This window comes from Nonomuraea sp. PA05 (assembly GCF_008086045.1).
Taxonomy (GTDB): Bacteria; Actinomycetota; Actinomycetes; order Streptosporangiales; family Streptosporangiaceae; genus Nonomuraea; species Nonomuraea monospora.
On record NZ_VSEY01000035.1, the window covers coordinates 12889 to 28316 of the forward strand.

17 protein-coding genes are annotated in these 15428 nt (G+C 69.9%); 8 read left to right on the forward strand and 9 right to left on the reverse strand.

The window, feature by feature from the left end:
* Window positions 1–39 precede the first annotated feature (39 nt).
* The 6 genes from FXF51_RS42145 to FXF51_RS42170 all read right to left on the reverse strand — a co-directional run bounded on the left by FXF51_RS42145 (window position 40) and on the right by FXF51_RS42170 (window position 6190).
* On the reverse strand, window positions 40–1194 hold the full coding sequence (locus FXF51_RS42145; RefSeq protein ID WP_148440389.1) for a S8 family serine peptidase: 1155 nt from the start codon (window positions 1192–1194) through the stop codon (window positions 40–42).
* Window positions 1188–1988, reverse strand: a complete 801-nt coding sequence (locus FXF51_RS42150) for a hypothetical protein (protein WP_148440390.1) — start codon at window positions 1986–1988, stop codon at window positions 1188–1190. The genes FXF51_RS42145 and FXF51_RS42150 overlap by 7 nt, the downstream gene beginning before the upstream one ends.
* Window positions 1989–2146: 158 nt before the next feature.
* Window positions 2147–3370 carry a S8 family serine peptidase gene (locus tag FXF51_RS42155; RefSeq protein ID WP_262380186.1) on the reverse strand — a complete coding sequence of 408 codons (1224 nt, stop codon included), beginning with the start codon at window positions 3368–3370 and terminating at the stop codon, window positions 2147–2149.
* Window positions 3358–4077, reverse strand: coding sequence for a hypothetical protein (locus FXF51_RS42160; RefSeq protein ID WP_262380187.1), 720 nt, complete (start codon window positions 4075–4077; stop codon window positions 3358–3360). Before FXF51_RS42160 ends, FXF51_RS42155 begins: the two co-directional genes overlap by 13 nt.
* A gap of 38 nt (window positions 4078–4115) precedes the next feature.
* The gene (moeZ, locus tag FXF51_RS42165) at window positions 4116–5297 is read right to left on the reverse strand and encodes an adenylyltransferase/sulfurtransferase MoeZ (protein ID WP_148440391.1); all 1182 of its coding nucleotides are present in this window, start codon (window positions 5295–5297) and stop codon (window positions 4116–4118) included.
* A gap of 44 nt (window positions 5298–5341) precedes the next feature.
* Window positions 5342–6190: an alpha/beta fold hydrolase gene (locus FXF51_RS42170; protein ID WP_262380188.1), complete on the reverse strand. Its 849-nt coding sequence runs from the start codon at window positions 6188–6190 to the stop codon at window positions 5342–5344.
* 204 nt (window positions 6191–6394) lie between these two features.
* Here FXF51_RS42170 and FXF51_RS42175 point away from each other — a divergent pair, with 204 nt between their 5' ends.
* The 3 genes from FXF51_RS42175 to FXF51_RS42185 all read left to right on the forward strand — a co-directional run bounded on the left by FXF51_RS42175 (window position 6395) and on the right by FXF51_RS42185 (window position 8300).
* On the forward strand, window positions 6395–6700 hold the full coding sequence (locus FXF51_RS42175) for a hypothetical protein (protein WP_148440393.1): 306 nt from the start codon (window positions 6395–6397) through the stop codon (window positions 6698–6700).
* Between the two features lie 491 nt (window positions 6701–7191).
* Window positions 7192–7539: a hypothetical protein gene (locus tag FXF51_RS42180; RefSeq protein ID WP_148440394.1), complete on the forward strand. Its 348-nt coding sequence runs from the start codon at window positions 7192–7194 to the stop codon at window positions 7537–7539.
* A 434-nt stretch (window positions 7540–7973) separates the two neighbouring features.
* Complete coding sequence (locus tag FXF51_RS42185; RefSeq protein ID WP_148440395.1) at window positions 7974–8300, forward strand: hypothetical protein; 327 nt, start codon at window positions 7974–7976, stop codon at window positions 8298–8300.
* A gap of 1022 nt (window positions 8301–9322) precedes the next feature.
* Here the strand turns inward: FXF51_RS42185 and FXF51_RS42195 are convergent.
* A complete protein-coding gene (locus FXF51_RS42195) occupies window positions 9323–9640 on the reverse strand; it encodes a hypothetical protein (protein WP_148440397.1) in 318 nt (105 codons plus the stop codon).
* Between the two features lie 472 nt (window positions 9641–10112).
* Complete coding sequence (locus tag FXF51_RS42200) at window positions 10113–11024, reverse strand: Ku protein (RefSeq protein ID WP_148440398.1); 912 nt, start codon at window positions 11022–11024, stop codon at window positions 10113–10115.
* 82 nt (window positions 11025–11106) lie between these two features.
* Here FXF51_RS42200 and ligD (FXF51_RS42205) point away from each other — a divergent pair, with 82 nt between their 5' ends.
* The 5 genes from ligD (FXF51_RS42205) to FXF51_RS42225 all read left to right on the forward strand — a co-directional run bounded on the left by ligD (FXF51_RS42205) (window position 11107) and on the right by FXF51_RS42225 (window position 14340).
* Window positions 11107–11988 (forward strand): non-homologous end-joining DNA ligase, encoded by an 882-nt coding sequence (gene ligD / locus FXF51_RS42205; RefSeq protein WP_262380189.1) that lies wholly within the window; start codon window positions 11107–11109, stop codon window positions 11986–11988.
* The gene (gene ligD, locus FXF51_RS42210) at window positions 11985–12857 is read left to right on the forward strand and encodes a non-homologous end-joining DNA ligase (protein WP_148440400.1); all 873 of its coding nucleotides are present in this window, start codon (window positions 11985–11987) and stop codon (window positions 12855–12857) included. Before ligD (FXF51_RS42205) ends, ligD (FXF51_RS42210) begins: the two co-directional genes overlap by 4 nt.
* Before the next feature lie 44 nt (window positions 12858–12901).
* Window positions 12902–13108 (forward strand): hypothetical protein, encoded by a 207-nt coding sequence (locus FXF51_RS42215; RefSeq protein WP_148440401.1) that lies wholly within the window; start codon window positions 12902–12904, stop codon window positions 13106–13108.
* 290 nt (window positions 13109–13398) lie between these two features.
* Complete coding sequence (locus FXF51_RS42220) at window positions 13399–14019, forward strand: TetR/AcrR family transcriptional regulator (RefSeq protein ID WP_185100948.1); 621 nt, start codon at window positions 13399–13401, stop codon at window positions 14017–14019.
* Between the two features lie 87 nt (window positions 14020–14106).
* Entirely contained in the window at window positions 14107–14340 is a 234-nt protein-coding gene (locus FXF51_RS42225; RefSeq protein ID WP_148440403.1) for a DUF3107 domain-containing protein, read from the forward strand.
* A gap of 416 nt (window positions 14341–14756) precedes the next feature.
* Here FXF51_RS42225 and FXF51_RS42230 read toward each other — a convergent pair whose 3' ends face one another.
* Entirely contained in the window at window positions 14757–15401 is a 645-nt protein-coding gene (locus tag FXF51_RS42230) for a ferritin-like fold-containing protein (RefSeq protein ID WP_148440404.1), read from the reverse strand.
* Window positions 15402–15428: the final 27 nt, after the last annotated feature.

Below are 15428 nucleotides of genomic sequence, written 5' to 3' on the forward strand. Positions count from 1 at the left end.
ACCATAGCGGATCTTCCCGCCGAACGAGAATCGGCTTCATCACTCCTGCTTGCGCTGGTTGAGCACGATGATGGCGCCGCAGAAGGCGACCAGCGCGACCAGCACCCCGCCCCCGTACAACCACAGCCGCAGCGGGTCGGGCCCGGGCCGCGACGGCACCGGGGAGTCCTCGCCCTGGCCGAAGTGCTCCATGCCGGGCGCGATGCTGCGCTTGGCGCCGGTCAGCCGCTCGGCGACGTTCAGCGCGGCGGCGGCGTCCACCACCCCGAAGCCGGTCTGGTCGTCGTACCCGGCGGCGGGCCGCCCCCTCGCGCTGGACGACAGCGCCTGGGCGACCTGCTCGGGCGCCAGTTTCGGGTAGCGCGACTTGATCAGCGCCGCCACGCCCGCCACCAGCGCGGCGGCCGAGCTGGTGCCCTCGGACAGCTCGTAGCCGCCCTCCCGCTTGAGCACGGGCACCCCGACGCCGGGCGCGGCGACCAGCACCGACAGGTTGTCGCTGCTGAACGTGGCCCGCCTGCCCTGCTTGTCGGTCGCCGCCACGCCGATGACGCCCGGGTAACCGGCGGGGAAGCTCCAGTAGGAGGTGCCCTTCTCCTTGGTGTACGGGGTCAGGCCGTCGTTGCCGACCGCGGCCACGAGCACGACGCCCTTGCCCAGCGCGTACGAGACGGCCTCGCGCTCCGACCGCAGCGGCCCGTACGAGCCGATCGACATGCTGACCACCTGGGCGCCGTGGTTGGCGGCGTACCGCAGGGCGCGGGCGAGCGGGCTCTCGGCCGCCATCCCCTCCGCCTCGACCGGCGGCACGGCGAAGCCGGGCTCGTCGTCGATCACCATGGGCAGCGACAGGACGCGCGCGCCAGGAGCGACGCCGATGAGGCCGTCGTCCGCGCCGGACGCGGCGATCAGCCCCGCCATGGCGGTGCCGTGCCTGCCGGGCGGCAGCTCCCGCTCGATCGTGCCGGAGGTCATGTCGGGGCCGCTGTCCACGCGGCCCTTCAGCTCCTTGACCCCGGTGTCCACGGCGCTGTCGACGACGGCGACGGTGACGCCCTCGCCCTTGGTGACCGACCACGCCTGCTCGACGTTGAGCGCGTCCAGGACCCATTGCTGCTGGTCCCTGACAGGGTCGGGAGCGGTTCCCGAGAACGCGAGTATCGCGGCGGTGAGCACGCGCACGGCCGTCAGCACACGTTCCCCTGAGTGCAGGGCGGCACCTTGGGCGGGTCCGCCAGGAAGTAGGCGATCTGGTTGCCGATGGACTTGGCGGCCGGCCACAGCTCGCTGTGCAGGATCTCCTCGGGCGGGATCGCGGCCCTGGTGCGCCCGTCGGCGTAACCGCCCGTCGAGAACACCAGGTACGGGCCCGCGCCCACCCAGCCGGTGCGCTGGCGCTGGTCGGGGCCGAAGCGCTCGCTCACCGTGCCGGGGAAGGAGACCGGCAGCACGCCGACGCGGTCGTCCTGGGTCAGCTCCTCGCCCGCCGAGATGCGCGACGCCTCGTCCTTCAGCACGGCCACGCCGACCGTGAACACGAAGGAGGCCGTCTGGTCCATGTACGTGGCGCGCAGCATCGTGACGCAGCCGTGGCTCTGCAGCACCCCGGCCACCGAGGCGTCCGCGGCCTTGCCGCAGTCGGTCTCCGGGGCGATGCCGATCCGCCTGGCGTACTGCTGGGCGCGGTCCAGCCCGAGATACTTGACCTCCTCGGGGAAGACCCCGGTGGCGGGCCAGGCCTGCCAGCGCCGGGCGATCTCCTCCTGCTTGTACTGGTTCTGCTCGTCGGGTGTCAGCGGGCGCGAGCGCGTCTCGGCGAACAGGCCGACGGTGCCGAGCAGCACCACGACGGCCGAGACGGCGATGATGACGCCGAGCAGCGCCACGAAGAGGCGGCGGTACCTGATGCCCTGCCGCAGGGCGAGCAGCTCGGCTCGTTCCCTGGCGGCCGTGCGCCTGCGCGAGTCCGCCGCCGGCCACGAGCGCACGCGTGATCGGCGGCCGGTGGGGGCGCCGAGCGGATTGCTCCGCCCTTGCGTGGCTTCTCCCCCGGCGCGCGGTAGCCCTGAGGTCGACCTACGTGCCTTCACCACCGCCTCGTTCCCGCAATCGCTCCGTGTCTATTTCGTCCCCGTAAGGAGCCGGATCATGCCTGTTGTGAGATGTGCACCCGTCGCACGCGTCTGACCAGGATGAATATCACCGCCAGGGCGGCGAGCGCGCCGGCGGCGGCTCCCCCGGCGATCGCCGCGTACGTCGTGATCCGCCGCTCGTCCCTGACGACGACCTTCACCGGCCCGGCGGGCCCGCCCGCGACCGGCAGGGCCGGATCCGCGGCCTGCGTGCCGGTGGCGGTCTCGGTGTGGCCGGCCAGCCTGGACGCCTCGGCGAGCGCCCTGGCGGCGTTCACGACCCCGAACCCGGTGGCGGTGTCGTAGCCGCCGGGCGGCCGGTCGCGCGCGCCGCCCGCCATGGCTCGCGCCACGAGCGGCGGCGACAGGTCCGGATATTTGGCCTTGATGAGGGCGGCGACCCCCGACACCAGCGCGGTCGCCTGCGAGGTGCCCCTGCCCACCCAGTACTCGTCGCCGGGGCCCGCGCCCATGATGTCCACGCCGGGGGCGGCCACCAGCACCGAGGAGTTCCAGTTGGAGAACGAGGCCCGCCGCAGCCGCCGGTCGGTCGCCCCGACCGAGACGACGCCGGGGAAGGCAGCCGGATAGGAGTAGGGCGCGAAGTCGCCGATCACCCGCCGGTCGCCGTCGTTGCCCGCGGCGGCGACGAGCACGACGCCCTTGGAGATCGCGTAACGGATGGCCGCGCGCTCCTCCCTGGTCGCCAGCTCCTTGGAGATCGACATGTTGATCACGTCCGCCCCCTCGTCGACCGCGTACCTGATGCCCCGGGCCACCACGTTCTCGAAGCGCTCGGCCGAGTTGAACTCGCGGAAACCCGGCTCCTCGTCCTCGAGGATGACCCTTACAGACAGTACGTCCGCCGCAGGCGCGACGCCGATGATCCCTTGTTTATTCCCGGGGCCGTGACCGTGCCCGGCGATCAGCGAGGCCATGTACGTACCGTGCAACCTGCTCGGAGGCGTGCCGGGCGGGTTCGCGCCCGCCGTGAAATCCTTGCCCTCGCGAACCGAGCCGCTCAGGTCGCGGTGGCCGGGATCGACGCCGGAGTCGAGCACGGCCACCGTCACACCGGCGCCCGTGCTGGTCCGCCAGGCCTGGGTCAGCGCCAGCGTCCTGATCACCGCCTCCTGCCCGCCGCGTACGTCGTCGGCCCGCGCCGGCGCCGCCGCGAACAGCAGCATCCCCGTCGCCGCGACCGCCACCACTCGCCTGCCCGCTCTCAGCACTGCCACTCCCGGGAGCCGCAGTCGGGCATGGCGGGCGTGCTCAGCTCGGTCAGCACGCGCTCGGCCAGCTCGGTGGCGAAGGCGAAGATGGCGGGACGGGGCTCGCCCGCCGCGTCCGCCGGCCGGCCGTCCACCTGACCGGCCGTGGTCAGGACGAGGTACGGGCCCGCCTGCCGTACGGAACCGGCCTGCCGCACGCCCGCCGTGAACCGGTCGGACAGCGTGCCGCGGAAGGCCAGCGGGCGCAGGCCGGGAGAGGGTTTGCCGGTGTCGGAGAAGGCGGACTTGGCGCGTGCGGCGCCCGGCTCGTCCCGGAGCGCGACCACGCCGACGGTGACGAGCACGCCGCGCAGGGCGTCCACGTACGTGGCCCGCAGCACGCCCTTGCAGCCGGCCCCGCGCAGGGCCTTGACCGCCTTCGGATCGACCGAGTCGCCGCATGAGGTGCGCGGTGAGATGCCGATCCTGCTGGCACGTTCCCGCCCGCCCTGCTCGGCGGAGTACGGCAGTGTGGCGGGGAAGATACGGCCGGTGGGCCAGGTGCGCCAGCGGCCGGCCACCTCGCGCTCGGCCGCGGCCCGCAACTCGGCCGCCGTGGGGCCGCGGGTCAGCTCCGTGCCCGCCGCGCTGCCCGCCACCCCGGCGGCCACCGCGCAGATCAGCGTCAGCGCGGAGGCCACCACGAGTGTCGGCCACGGGCGGGCGGAGTTCACGGCAACGACCTTAACCGGGGCGTCCCGGCCGAAACCCCTTAATAGCTGGGCAGGCTCGGATCGACGGTCTTCACCCAGCTCAGCACGCCGCCGCCGACGTGCACCGCGTCGGCGAAGCCCGCGTTCTTGACGACCGCGAGCGCCTCGGCGGAACGGGCGCCGGACTTGCAGTGCAGCACGATCTTCTTGTCCTGCGGCAGCTTCTCCAGGGCGGAGCCGTTGAGGAACTCGCCCTTCGGGATCAGCGTGGCGCCGGGGATCGAGACGATCTCGTACTCGTTGGGCTCGCGCACGTCCACGACGTAGATGTTCTCGCCGCGGTCCATCATGCCCTTGAGCTCCAGCGCGGTGATCGTGGAGCCGCTGGCGGCCTCGGCGGCCTCGTCGGAGATCGCGCCGCAGAACGCCTCGTAGTCCTCGAGCAGCTCGGTGACCGTCGGGTTCTTGCCGCACAGCACGCACTCGGGGTCCTTGCGGACCTTGACGTCGCGGTACTTCATCTCCAGGGCGTCGTAGATCATCAGCCGGCCGACCAGCGGGTCGCCGATGCCGGTGAGCAGCTTGATGGCCTCGTTGACCTGGATCGAGCCGATCGACGCGCACAGCACGCCGAGCACGCCGCCCTCGGCGCACGACGGCACCATGCCGGGAGGCGGGGGCTCCGGGTAGAGGCAGCGGTAGCAGGGGCCGTGCTCGGCCCAGAACACGCTCGCCTGACCGTCGAAGCGGTAGATCGAGCCCCAGACGTACGGCTTGCCGAGCAGGACCGCCGCGTCGTTGACCATGTAACGCGTGGCGAAGTTGTCCGTGCCGTCGACGATGAGGTCGTAGCCGGAGAAGATCTCCATGACGTTCTCGGTGGTCAGCGCCGTGTTGTGGATCACGACGTCGACCAGCGGGTTGATCTCACGGACCGACGCCGCGGCGCTCTCGGCCTTCAGCCTGCCCACGTCGGACTGGCCGTGGATGATCTGGCGCTGCAGGTTGGACTCATCGACCACGTCGAAGTCGATGATGCCGAGGGTGCCGACGCCCGCCGCCGCCAGGTACATCAGCGCGGGCGAGCCCAGGCCCCCGGCGCCCACACACAGCACCTTGGCGTTCTTCAGCCGCTTCTGCCCAGCCATGCCCACGTCGGGAATGATCAGGTGGCGCGAGTAGCGGCGCACTTCGTCGACGGTCAGCTCATCGGCCGGCTCGACCAGCGGTGGCAACGACACTTTTCTACGCTCCCGTTTCAGGGGGTCTTATCTCGTAGTGAAACCTAGCCCGGCAGTGGGGCATTCCCCAATCGAGTCTCACCGATCAGACGGCGTGCTTCCGCCGCCACGACCTGTGGCGTCTCCATCATCGCCACGTGCCCCGCCGTCGGCAGCAGCACCAGCCTGACCTGCCGGAACGTACGGTACGCCTTCCTGGCCATGGCCGGGCGGACCAGGCGGTCGTGGCGCCCGTGAATGATCAGCGTGCGGGCCCGCACCATCGCCGCGTGGTGCCACAGCGTCTGCTTGCGGCGGAAGTACTCGGCCACGATGCCCCGGGCCGAGCGGATCATGGCCTCACCCGAGTACGGCAGGTCGTCGCGCCGGCGCTGCTCCTCGATGGCGTCGCGCAGGCGCAGCGGGTGCACGGCGTCCATGTTGGCCCAGACGACGGCCATGGAGGCGGTGATGCGCTGCTCGGCGGGGATCAGGCGCAGCCGGGAGGCCACCCACTCACCCAGGACGGGCACGGCCGCCGCGGCGACGCGGATCGGGCCGTACCGGGGCAGCAGATCGGGCAGGGCCGGGGAGATGAGCGTGAGCGAGCGGACCAGCTCGGGCCGCGTGGCGGCGACCTTGACGGCGACGGCGCCGCCGAGCGAGTTGCCGAACAGATGGGCCGGTCCTGTGTGCTCCAGCAACTCGATGACCGCTTTGGAGTGGCCCTCTATCGAGTAGTCGCCGTCGGCGGGCGCGGGCGAGAACCCGGCGCCGGGCAGGTCGAGGGCGTGGCCGGTGACCGTGTCCTTGAGCTCGCCCATGAGGTCGGTCCAGTTGGTGGCGGAGCCCGCCAGCCCGTGCACGAACACCGCCTGTTCGGCGGGGCCGTCCGGAGTGGATCGTACGTGCACCGAGCCGATCATTCGTCCTGGCCAGTGTGGGATCGGCGCCGCGCTCATCTCGTCTCCCCCTTGTCGCTCTTCGAACGTCTCTTCCCGTTCATCAACGATAACCATCGCCTCCAGAAGGGGTCTGGATTCCGTACAGACCGGTTATTTGCCGGAGGTTTCTGGCAGCAGGGAGATACGTCACACACGTGCACTGGGGGTACCGCCATGCTCACGTCCCGTATCGTCGCCGCCCTCGTGGCCGTGGTGCTCGCCACGGGCGGGCTCGCGGCCGTCGCCCCAGCTCCGGCGGACGCCGCCGCGGGGTGCACGTACCGCGTCGTGCGGATCAAGACCCGGCTGAACGTACGGGCCGAGCCGCGGGGGCGGATCGTGGACAAGCTGTATCCGGGGGATCGGACGTGGGGAAGCTGCAGGAAGGCTGCCGGGGCGTGGCGGCGGATCCACGGGACGGAGATCGGGCGCAGAGGCTTCTCCTTCGGCCGCTACCTGAAGAAGATCGGCAGACGGTAGGCATACGACACCCCAAGAGTGGGACAAAAGCCGCTTCTGATCGTTTAGCACCGCTACTCTGGGGAATCAACAGGACACCGATTGTGACGCTGCATTTCTTCGCGCGTCACCAGGGGGCTTTTATCTTCGCCCTCTCCACGTGCTTTTTCATGGCGGGCATTTCCTTTTCCGCGCCTGAGCACTGCGCCGCCGTATTCGTCGCACCACCTTCGCCGACATCCACGGATGCGCCCGGCGAGCCGCTCACACCCACCCGCCCACCCCCTCCATATGCGGCACAATCGGACATATCCTCTCATTTCATTTGATAAATGTTTAATGCGAGCAATAAGATTGTTAATGCAGAGCAAAATGGAGGCGTATCTGTTTGCCCGCGCACCGGCCCGGAAATGTCTTTCGGTGGATGAGCCTTCAGCAGCCGTCCAAGATCTGTTTCCTGGCAAACCGGAAACGCCGAAAACGGGGCAATCGATCCTTCAGGGGGAAACACAATGCCCAAGCTCAAGAGTGTCATCGCAGGCCTCGCCATCAGCACGGCTCTGACCGGCGGCATGGTGGGCGCGGGCGCGGCGACGACCGCGGCCAGCGCGACCACCCAGTTCAGCACCGGCACGTCCATCCGCACGGACGACGGCTGGGGCTGGGGCCGTCGTCACCACCACCACCACAACCGCCACCACAACCACCGCTGCGGCCGCGGCGGCCACCACGGCGGCGGCGGCTGGGGCTGGGGCTGGGGCGGCCGTCGCCACCACCGTGGCCAGGTCTGCATCGTCATCCGCAACCACAACCACAACGACAACGGCGCCCGCCACCACGAGGGCGGCGAGCGCTGGTAATTGACCGTGCGTCAATGGCGCTAGGAGTTCTCGGGGGCGGCCTGATTTACCGTCGCGGCTGGGCCTGAGGTTCATTTCTCCTCGTCTCCACGGCAACCTTGGTGAGGGCTCTCCCGGCATCGGCCGGGGGGCCCTCGCTGCGTCGTATCCCGGCTCGTTCGCGGGCCGGGATTTCGGCGTTCGGGGGGTCGGGATTCCGACCTTCGGCGGCGCGGCACTCCGGCGCTTGGCGGGCCGGGATTCCGACGTTCGACGGCCGGGATTCCGGCGGCTCGGCGGCCGTCGGCGAGGCATGCTTTATGCACGGGTTTCGTAACGGGAAAAAACGGACAATTCCCGTTTGTCGCCCTTTAGGTGGGAAATATGCCCTGTGTGGATGACTTGCTACTCGTCATCCGCAACGGGGCAATCGAATCCTTTAGGGGGAAAACGCAATGCCCAAGCTCAAGAGTGTTATCGCAGGCCTCGCCATCAGCACCGCGCTGACCGGCGGCGTGGTGTCCGCGGGGGCGGCCACCACCGCCGCCAGCGCAGACGCCGCCACGCAGGTCAGCACCGGCACGTCCGTCCTCGCGGGCAACCACTGCGGGTGGGGCTGGCGTCGCAGCTCCTGCGGTCGCGGCTGGGGTTGGGGATGGGGGTGGAACCGCGGCAAGCGCTGGGGCCACCGCCACCACGGCCACGGTCGCGTCCGGATCGTCATCGTCAACAGGAACTACAACAACAACGGTCACCATCACCGGGATCGTGATCGGTGGTAGAACCTCTGGCTGACGAGCGCGCCGATGGGTGATGAGCTCGGGCCGTAGTTCGGGGAGTGCCTGTGTTCACCGGGACGCCGGTGGATGCGGGCACTTCTCATGTTCCGGCCCTCGCCCCGACCTCTGGCTCCTGCGCCGCGGACGCGCTCATGCCGGCGGCCCACCCGCTCCCAAGCCCGTCACGGCGCGACCCGGCGCGACCCGGCGCGACCCGGCGCGACCCGGCGCGAGGCACTGGCCCGGCACTGACTCCCCGACTGCTCTGGCACCGCACAGCAGGCACCGGTCAAGGGACTCTGCACGCGACACCTCCCCTGCGCCGCGCCACCACACCCCGCCCGCCGCAGGCCAACGCCACGCTGCGCCACCCCGCCCCGCCCACCGCACGCTGCGCCACGCCATGCCGCCATGCCATGCCGCCACGCCATGCCGCCACGCCACGCTGCGCCACGCCATGCCACGCTGCGCCACGTCATGCCGCCATGCGCCACCGCGCCATGCACCACGCACGCCCGCGCCGTCGCCGCGCCACGCTGCTCTCTCCGCCCGTGCACCGCGCTCGCCCGCGCCATGTCACCGCGCGACCGTGCCACGCCACAGTGCCGTACCCCCACGCGCCCCACCACGTCCCCGCGCCGCGCTGCCGCGCCACGCCGCATTGCCGCGCCACGCCACGCCGCGCTACGCCGCCGTGCGACCGGCCACCGCGCGACCGTGCCAACGCGCCACGCTGCGGTGCGGTGCGCCCCCGACTCCGTGCCGTCGCGCCGCGCCTCGATGCCGCTCGCCATGCGCCGGCCCCCCGCACGCCCACGCCCGCACGGCCGCACGGCCGCACGGCCGCACGGCCGCACGGCCGCACGGCCGCACGCGAGCGCATATCCCGCCCTTTACCCGCCACAATCCCCCGTCCAAAAGCCGACCAGAACCGCAACGAGGGCCCTCCGGCCATTCGCCGGAGGGCCCTCGCAGAAAGCGCCACGAGACGAGGAGAAATCCTGCGCCATTAACGCCCGGTCATATCAGTCCGTGTTGGTGTCGTCAGTAGTCCGACGCTCCGACCGCGGCTCGTGGTGTTGCGGGTTGCGGTTGTAGTTCTTGTTGTAGACCTTGATCTTCACGCGCATGCGGTGGTGGCGGTGGCCACGGTTGCCCCAGCCCCACCCGCAGCGGCGCCAGCCCCAACCGCAGTGGTTCCCGGCAAGGACGGACGTGCCGGTGCTGACCTGGGTGGCAGCGTCGGCGCTGGCCAGAGTGGTGGCCGCACCAGCGCTCACCACACCACCGGTCAGGGCGGTGCTGATGGCGAGGCCTGCGATAACACTCTTGAGCTTGGGCATTGCGTTTTCCCCCTAAAGGATCGATTGCCCCGTTCTCACCGTTTCCGTATTATCCCGAAAACGGCTTCTGGATGTTCCGTGAAGAGCCATCCACGATGTGTCATTTCCGGCAGATGGGCGGGCAAACAGGCACGACTCCTTTTTGCTCTGCATTAACAATCTTATTGCTCGCCTTAAAGATTTATCCAATGAAAAAACACTACTTATCCGCATATGTCCCTTTCGGCCCCTACTGCCCCCACCGAAGCCCCGGCCCGCCATCCGACGACCGGACGATTCCCGGGGCAACAAGCTCACGACGAGGCGATCGCCGGACATACGGCGTTGCTGAAGGACACGGCCCGCGAGTTCAGCCGCACGGTGCCGGCCCCGTACAAATGCGTCATCCGACTCCCACCCACAGCGGAAAGCCAGGCAGACCTCTGGCTGGAGAGGTCGCGGCGCGCGTTCTATCTGTGGGCCTGAGAACCGATCAGGCGGACTTGCGGGTCTTCCGCTTGGGCGCGGCCTTCTCGTCCTGCTCCTTCGACTCCTTGGAGTCCTTGGAGTCCTTGGAGTCCTTGGCCGCCGGCTTGCCCGCCGCCTTCCGCGGTTTGGCGGACTCGCCGCCTCGCTCCCGCTTGGCCGCCTCCACGCTCGCGCGCAGGGCCGCCATGAGGTCCACCGCGGGCCCGGCCTCTTCCTCCTCGCGGGCCGGGATGACCTCCTTGCCCGCCACCTTCGCCTCGATCACCTGCTGCAACGCCTCGCGGTAGGTGTCGTGGTACTCGGCCGGGTCGAAGTCGGACTCCATGGTGGTGATCAGGGACTCGGCCATCTTGAGCTCCTGGGCGCGGACCTCGATGTCCTCCTCCAGGAAGGCGAACTCGGGCGCGCGGATCTCGTCCGGCCAGAGCATGGTCTCCAGGACGAACACGCCGTCCCTGACGCGCAGCGTGGCCAGGGACTCGCGCTGCCGCAGCGCGACCTTGACCACGGCGACCTGCCCGGAGCTCTCCAGCGCGTTGCGCAGCAGCACGTACGGCTTCGCGCCCTGCGCGTCGGGCTCCAGGTAGTACGACTTGGCGAAGTAGATGGGGTCGATCTGCTCGGCCGGCGTGAACTGCAGCACGTCGATCCTGCGGGACGTGCTGAGCGGCAGGTCCTCGAAGTCCTCGTCGGTGAGGACGACGATCTCGCCCGAGGCCAGCTCGTAGCCCTTGGCGATGTCGGCGTAGGGCACCTCTTCGCCGTCCTGGGTGCAGACCCGCTTGTAGCGGATGCGGCCGCCGTCTTCGCGGTGGACCTGGTGGAACGTCACGTCCTTCTGTTCGGTCGCCGAGTAGAGCTTGACCGGGATCGTGACCAGCCCGAAGGAGATCGCGCCCTTCCAGATGCTGCGCATGGGGCACCCCTCAGCTCTCAACCGGCCCGGCAATGGGCACATACCCGTCATGGGGCAACCAATGCCATACCCAATCGAACCGATGCTGGCCGTACCTGGGGAACTACCGTCCGAACGCGATCAGTACGGCCTCGAGGTCAAGTGGGACGGCATCCGCGCCCTCATCCATCTTGACGGTGGGATGAGGGTGACGGGGAGGCATGGAGCCGAATACACGCGGAGATATCCGGAAATTTCCGGGTTCGGGCTGAAGAACGCGATCATCGACGGCGAGGTCGTGGCCCTCGACGAGCAGGGCAGGCCCAGCTTCGAACGGCTCCAGCGGCGCATGCACATGATCGACCCCGAGCCGGTCATGCTGGAGCTGTACCCGATCACGTACGTGCCGTTCGACCTGCTCTACCTCGACGGCATGCCACTGTTCGAGCTGTCCTACCGCGACCGCAGGGCGCTGCTGGACGAGCTGGACATCGGCGCGCCGCCCTACTTCCCCGGCGAGTCCGACCTGCTCTCGGCCACGTCCCAGCAGGGCCTCGAAGGCGTGATCGCCAAGCGGCTCGACTCCCCCTACCGGTCGGGCGTCCGCTCACCCTGGTGGATCAAGGTCAAGAACCTGGCCACCCGCGAGGTCGTGATCGGCGGCTGGAAACCCGGCAAGGGGCGGCGTTCCGGCGGGGTCGGCTCGCTGGTCATGGGGATGTTCACGGACAGCGGGCTGACGTACGTCGGCCACGTCGGCACGGGCTTCACCGACGCGGTGCTGGACGAGCTGTACCAGTTGCTGCGACCGCTGGAGATCCCGCGCAGCCCGTTCTGCAACGAGGTTCCGTGGAGGAATCGGTGGGTTAGGCCGGATCTGGTCGGGGAGGTGGCCTACACGATGTGGACCGACGAGCAACGGCTGCGCCACCCCGTGTGGCGCGGTCTGCGCCCCGACAAGCTCCCCGCGGAGGTGACGCGATGAAAGTGCCGGTCAAGGTCGACGGGCGCGAGCTCACCCTGAGCAACCTGGACAAGGTCCTCTACCCCGACTACGGCTTCACCAAGGCCGAGGTCATCGACTACTACAGCCGGATCGCCCCCGTCCTGCTCCCCCACCTGCGCGGCCGCCCCCTGACCGTCAAGCGCTACCCCAACGGCGTCGCCGGCCAGTCGTTCTTCGAGAAGAACGCCCCCGACCACACCCCCGGCTGGGTCAGGCGCGTGACCCTGCCCGCCCCCGGCAGCACCAAGAACCGCGAGACCATCGACTTCGCCGTCGTGGAAGACCTGCCCACGCTCGTCTACTACGCCAACCTCGCCGCCCTGGAGCTGCACGTGCCGCAGTGGCGCGTGGACGAGGACGGCCAGGCGCTGCCGCCCGACACGCTCGTGTTCGACCTCGACCCCGGCGCGCCCGCCACGATCGTCGAATGCACCCGGGTGGCCGTCCTGCTGCGCGACGTGCTGAAGCAGGAGGGCCTGAGGGCCCTGCCGAAGACCAGCGGGAGCAAGGGCATGCAGTTGTACGCGGACTGGGACTGCCGCGAGGAGCCGTCCGCGTACGCCAAGAGGCTGGCCCAGCTCCTGGAGAAGCAGCACCCTGACCAGATCGTCAGCGTGATGACGAAGAAGCTGCGGCCTGGCAAGGTGTTCATCGACTGGAGCCAGAACAACCCGGCCAAGACCACCGTCGCCCCGTACTCACTGCGGGCCAGGGAGCAGCCGACGGTCTCGACCCCGCTGACGTGGAAGGAGGTCGAGAGCTGTGAACACCCCGACGACCTGGTGTTCACCGCGCCCGACGCCCTCGCCAGGGTGGAGAAGCGCGGCGACCTTTTCGGCCGGGCGTAGGCTGGGTCCGTCCGCACCGAGAGGGGGACCTGAACATGTCGGAGATGGACATACGCGGGGACGAAGGCCCTTACGCCGACGAGGAGGAGGAGAGGTCGATCGAGACGCCGGAGGCCGACGCGGCCGAGCAGCGGCGCGAGGTGCTCCAGACCGTGGGGCGGCTGCGTCGCGAGCTGCCGCTGGACGTCGACCCGGCCGACGCGGCCGATCAGGACCGTGTGGTCGATCTCGACGACGACGACTACCGCTGAGCCGTTGCGCGGGCGACTTCTGCCGGACGCCGGTCTCACACGAGATCGACGTAGGCCGGACGCCGGTCGTAGGCCCAACGCCGCTCCGGCGCGAGGGTCGTGTCGGCGCGGCGCCCGTTCGATGCCGGTTCCGTACCGGCCCGATGCCCGGCTCGGCGCCGATGACCTGCACTGGAGCGGTCCCGCGCCGGCGACCGCCGCCGACGCGTGACCTACCGGCACGTAGGATGTGCGCTGCGTGGGAACGCCTGACACCCACAGCCCGCCTGACGAGATCAATGGAGACCCGCGTGACCGCAACCCCGGATGCCAAGCCCCGGGGCACCCGGCTGCCCCGACTGGCCCGACGCCGGCAGCTCCTGAGCGCCGCGCAGGAAGTGTTCGTGGAGAACGGCTATCACGCGGCCGCCATGGACGAGATCGCCGAGCGGGCCGGGGTCAGCAAACCGGTGCTCTACCAGCACTTCCCCGGCAAGCTGGAGCTCTATCTGGCGCTGCTCGACCTGCACGTCGACGACATGGTCAACCGGTGCCGCGAGGCGCTGGCCTCCACGCACGAGAACAAGCTGCGCGTCCAGGCCACCTTCAGCGCGTTCTTCGACTTCGTCTCCAGCCAGGGCGAGGCGTTCCGCCTGGTCTTCGAGTCCGACCTGCGCAACGTCGCGCCGGTGCGGCAGCGGGTGGAGCGTTCGCTGCGCGAGTGCGCCGAGATGGTCAGCGAGCTGATCCAGGAAGACACCGGGTGCACCAGTGACGAGGCGCACCTGCTCGGGGTCGGGCTGGTGGGCATGGCCGAGGTGAGTGCCCGCTACTGGGTGACCACGCAGGGCTCGATCCCGAAGGACGCTGCCGAGCAGCTCATGGCTCGGCTGGCGTGGCGGGGCATCAGCGGATTTCCGCGTACGGCATAACCCGTTCGCTTGGCGCGATCATCGGCCCTCTCGGGGGGCCGACCGGCGACGATGGGAGTGAGCAAGCCCGTCGACTAGGGAGCCACGATGGAAGTCAAGATCGGCGTACGCTCCGTACACCGCGAACTCGTTGTCGAGACCGACCTCAGCGCCGAGCAGGTCGAAGAGGAGATCAGGAACGCCCTGTCCGTCGATCGCGGCGGTGTTTTCGCGATCACCGACGTGAAGGGCAGGCGGGTAGTGGTGCCGGTGGCATCGCTCGGGTTCGTCGAGATCGGCGAGGACGAGTCCAGGCCGGTCGGCTTCGGCGGCACGCTCTAGCGGCCCGGCGGGGCGGGGGGTACGGCTGACGCGCCGTACCCTTCACGAGCGTCGCCCTTCTGACGAGCGCCGTTCTGTCCCGAAGCGCCGTTCTGCACGGGCGCTGCACGGGCGCCGCTCCTCACGGGGCGCTGCCGGGCGCTGCGCGAGCCGTCGTCGTGCCCTGTACGGGACGTGGCGGCGCGTCAGGGGCGGGATGAGGTCAGGCGGCACCCGCGGGGCCGCCGAGGCCGGATGACCGCATCGCACCTCGGGTCGGAGGCCGGGCAGCGAACGCCCTCCCTCCGCAGCACGGCCCGGGTGGTCCAGCGATTCGGTCCACATCTCGTCAGGGAACTGCCGTAGCGGCGCGAGGCCCTCATGACGGCACGCTACAACCGTCGCGTGCCCGCGCGCCGCCCGATGCCAAGACCCGTTCAGATGCCCATGGCCGCCATGCGCTTGTTGTGCTCCTCGGTCAGCTTGGCGAAGAGCCGGGAGATGTCCGTCTGGCCCTCCTGCTGCGACTCCATGAGCAGCAGGGCGAGCTCCGGCCGCGCGGAGGCGACCTGCTGGCCCTGGCTCAGGGCCTCGCCGACCAGCCGCCGCGCCCACAACGCCAGCCGTCCGGCCGCCGCGGGCTCGGCCTCGATGCCGGCCCTGACGCGTTCGACGGCGAACTGCGAACGTTCCTCGTCGACCAGCACCTCGTCCACCAGCTTGACGATCGACGGGTCGAGCAGCCTGGCCGCCTCGCGGTAGAAGTCGAGCGCGATGCCGTCGCCCACGTACGTCTTGACCAGCGCCTGGAGCCAGTCGGCCGGCTTCGTCTGGGTGTGCCAGGCGTCGAGCGCGCCCACGAACGGAGACATCGCCGCGCCGGGATCGGCGCCGAGTTCGGCCAGCCGGTCGCGCAGGAGGCGGAAGTGGGCGTACTCGGTCACGGCCAGCTCACTAAGCGCCGCCCTGTCGGCGAGGGAGGGCGCCAGGGTGGCCGCGTCCTCCGTCATGCGCGCGTACGCGCTGAGCTCCGCGTAGGCCAGCACACCGAGCAGGTCGACGACTCCAGAGGACTCCTTCATGGAAGGCAGCGTACTTCGCAGAATCTA

Excerpts from the sequence above, each read along its gene's own strand:
- FXF51_RS42195 (WP_148440397.1), bottom strand. The coding sequence starts at position 9,640 with ATGCCCAAGCTCAAGAGTGTTATCGCAGGCCTCGCCATCAGCACCGCC.
- ligD (WP_262380189.1), top strand. The coding sequence starts at position 11,107 with ATGCTGGCCGTACCTGGGGAACTACCGTCCGAACGCGATCAGTACGGC.
- FXF51_RS42225 (WP_148440403.1), top strand. The coding sequence starts at position 14,107 with ATGGAAGTCAAGATCGGCGTACGCTCCGTACACCGCGAACTCGTTGTC.
- FXF51_RS42180 (WP_148440394.1), top strand. The coding sequence starts at position 7,192 with ATGCCCAAGCTCAAGAGTGTCATCGCAGGCCTCGCCATCAGCACGGCT.
- ligD (WP_148440400.1), top strand. The coding sequence starts at position 11,985 with ATGAAAGTGCCGGTCAAGGTCGACGGGCGCGAGCTCACCCTGAGCAAC.
- FXF51_RS42215 (WP_148440401.1), top strand. The coding sequence starts at position 12,902 with ATGGACATACGCGGGGACGAAGGCCCTTACGCCGACGAGGAGGAGGAG.
- FXF51_RS42200 (WP_148440398.1), bottom strand. The coding sequence starts at position 11,024 with ATGCGCAGCATCTGGAAGGGCGCGATCTCCTTCGGGCTGGTCACGATC.
- FXF51_RS42230 (WP_148440404.1), bottom strand. The coding sequence starts at position 15,401 with ATGAAGGAGTCCTCTGGAGTCGTCGACCTGCTCGGTGTGCTGGCCTAC.
- FXF51_RS42175 (WP_148440393.1), top strand. The coding sequence starts at position 6,395 with ATGCTCACGTCCCGTATCGTCGCCGCCCTCGTGGCCGTGGTGCTCGCC.
- FXF51_RS42185 (WP_148440395.1), top strand. The coding sequence starts at position 7,974 with ATGCCCAAGCTCAAGAGTGTTATCGCAGGCCTCGCCATCAGCACCGCG.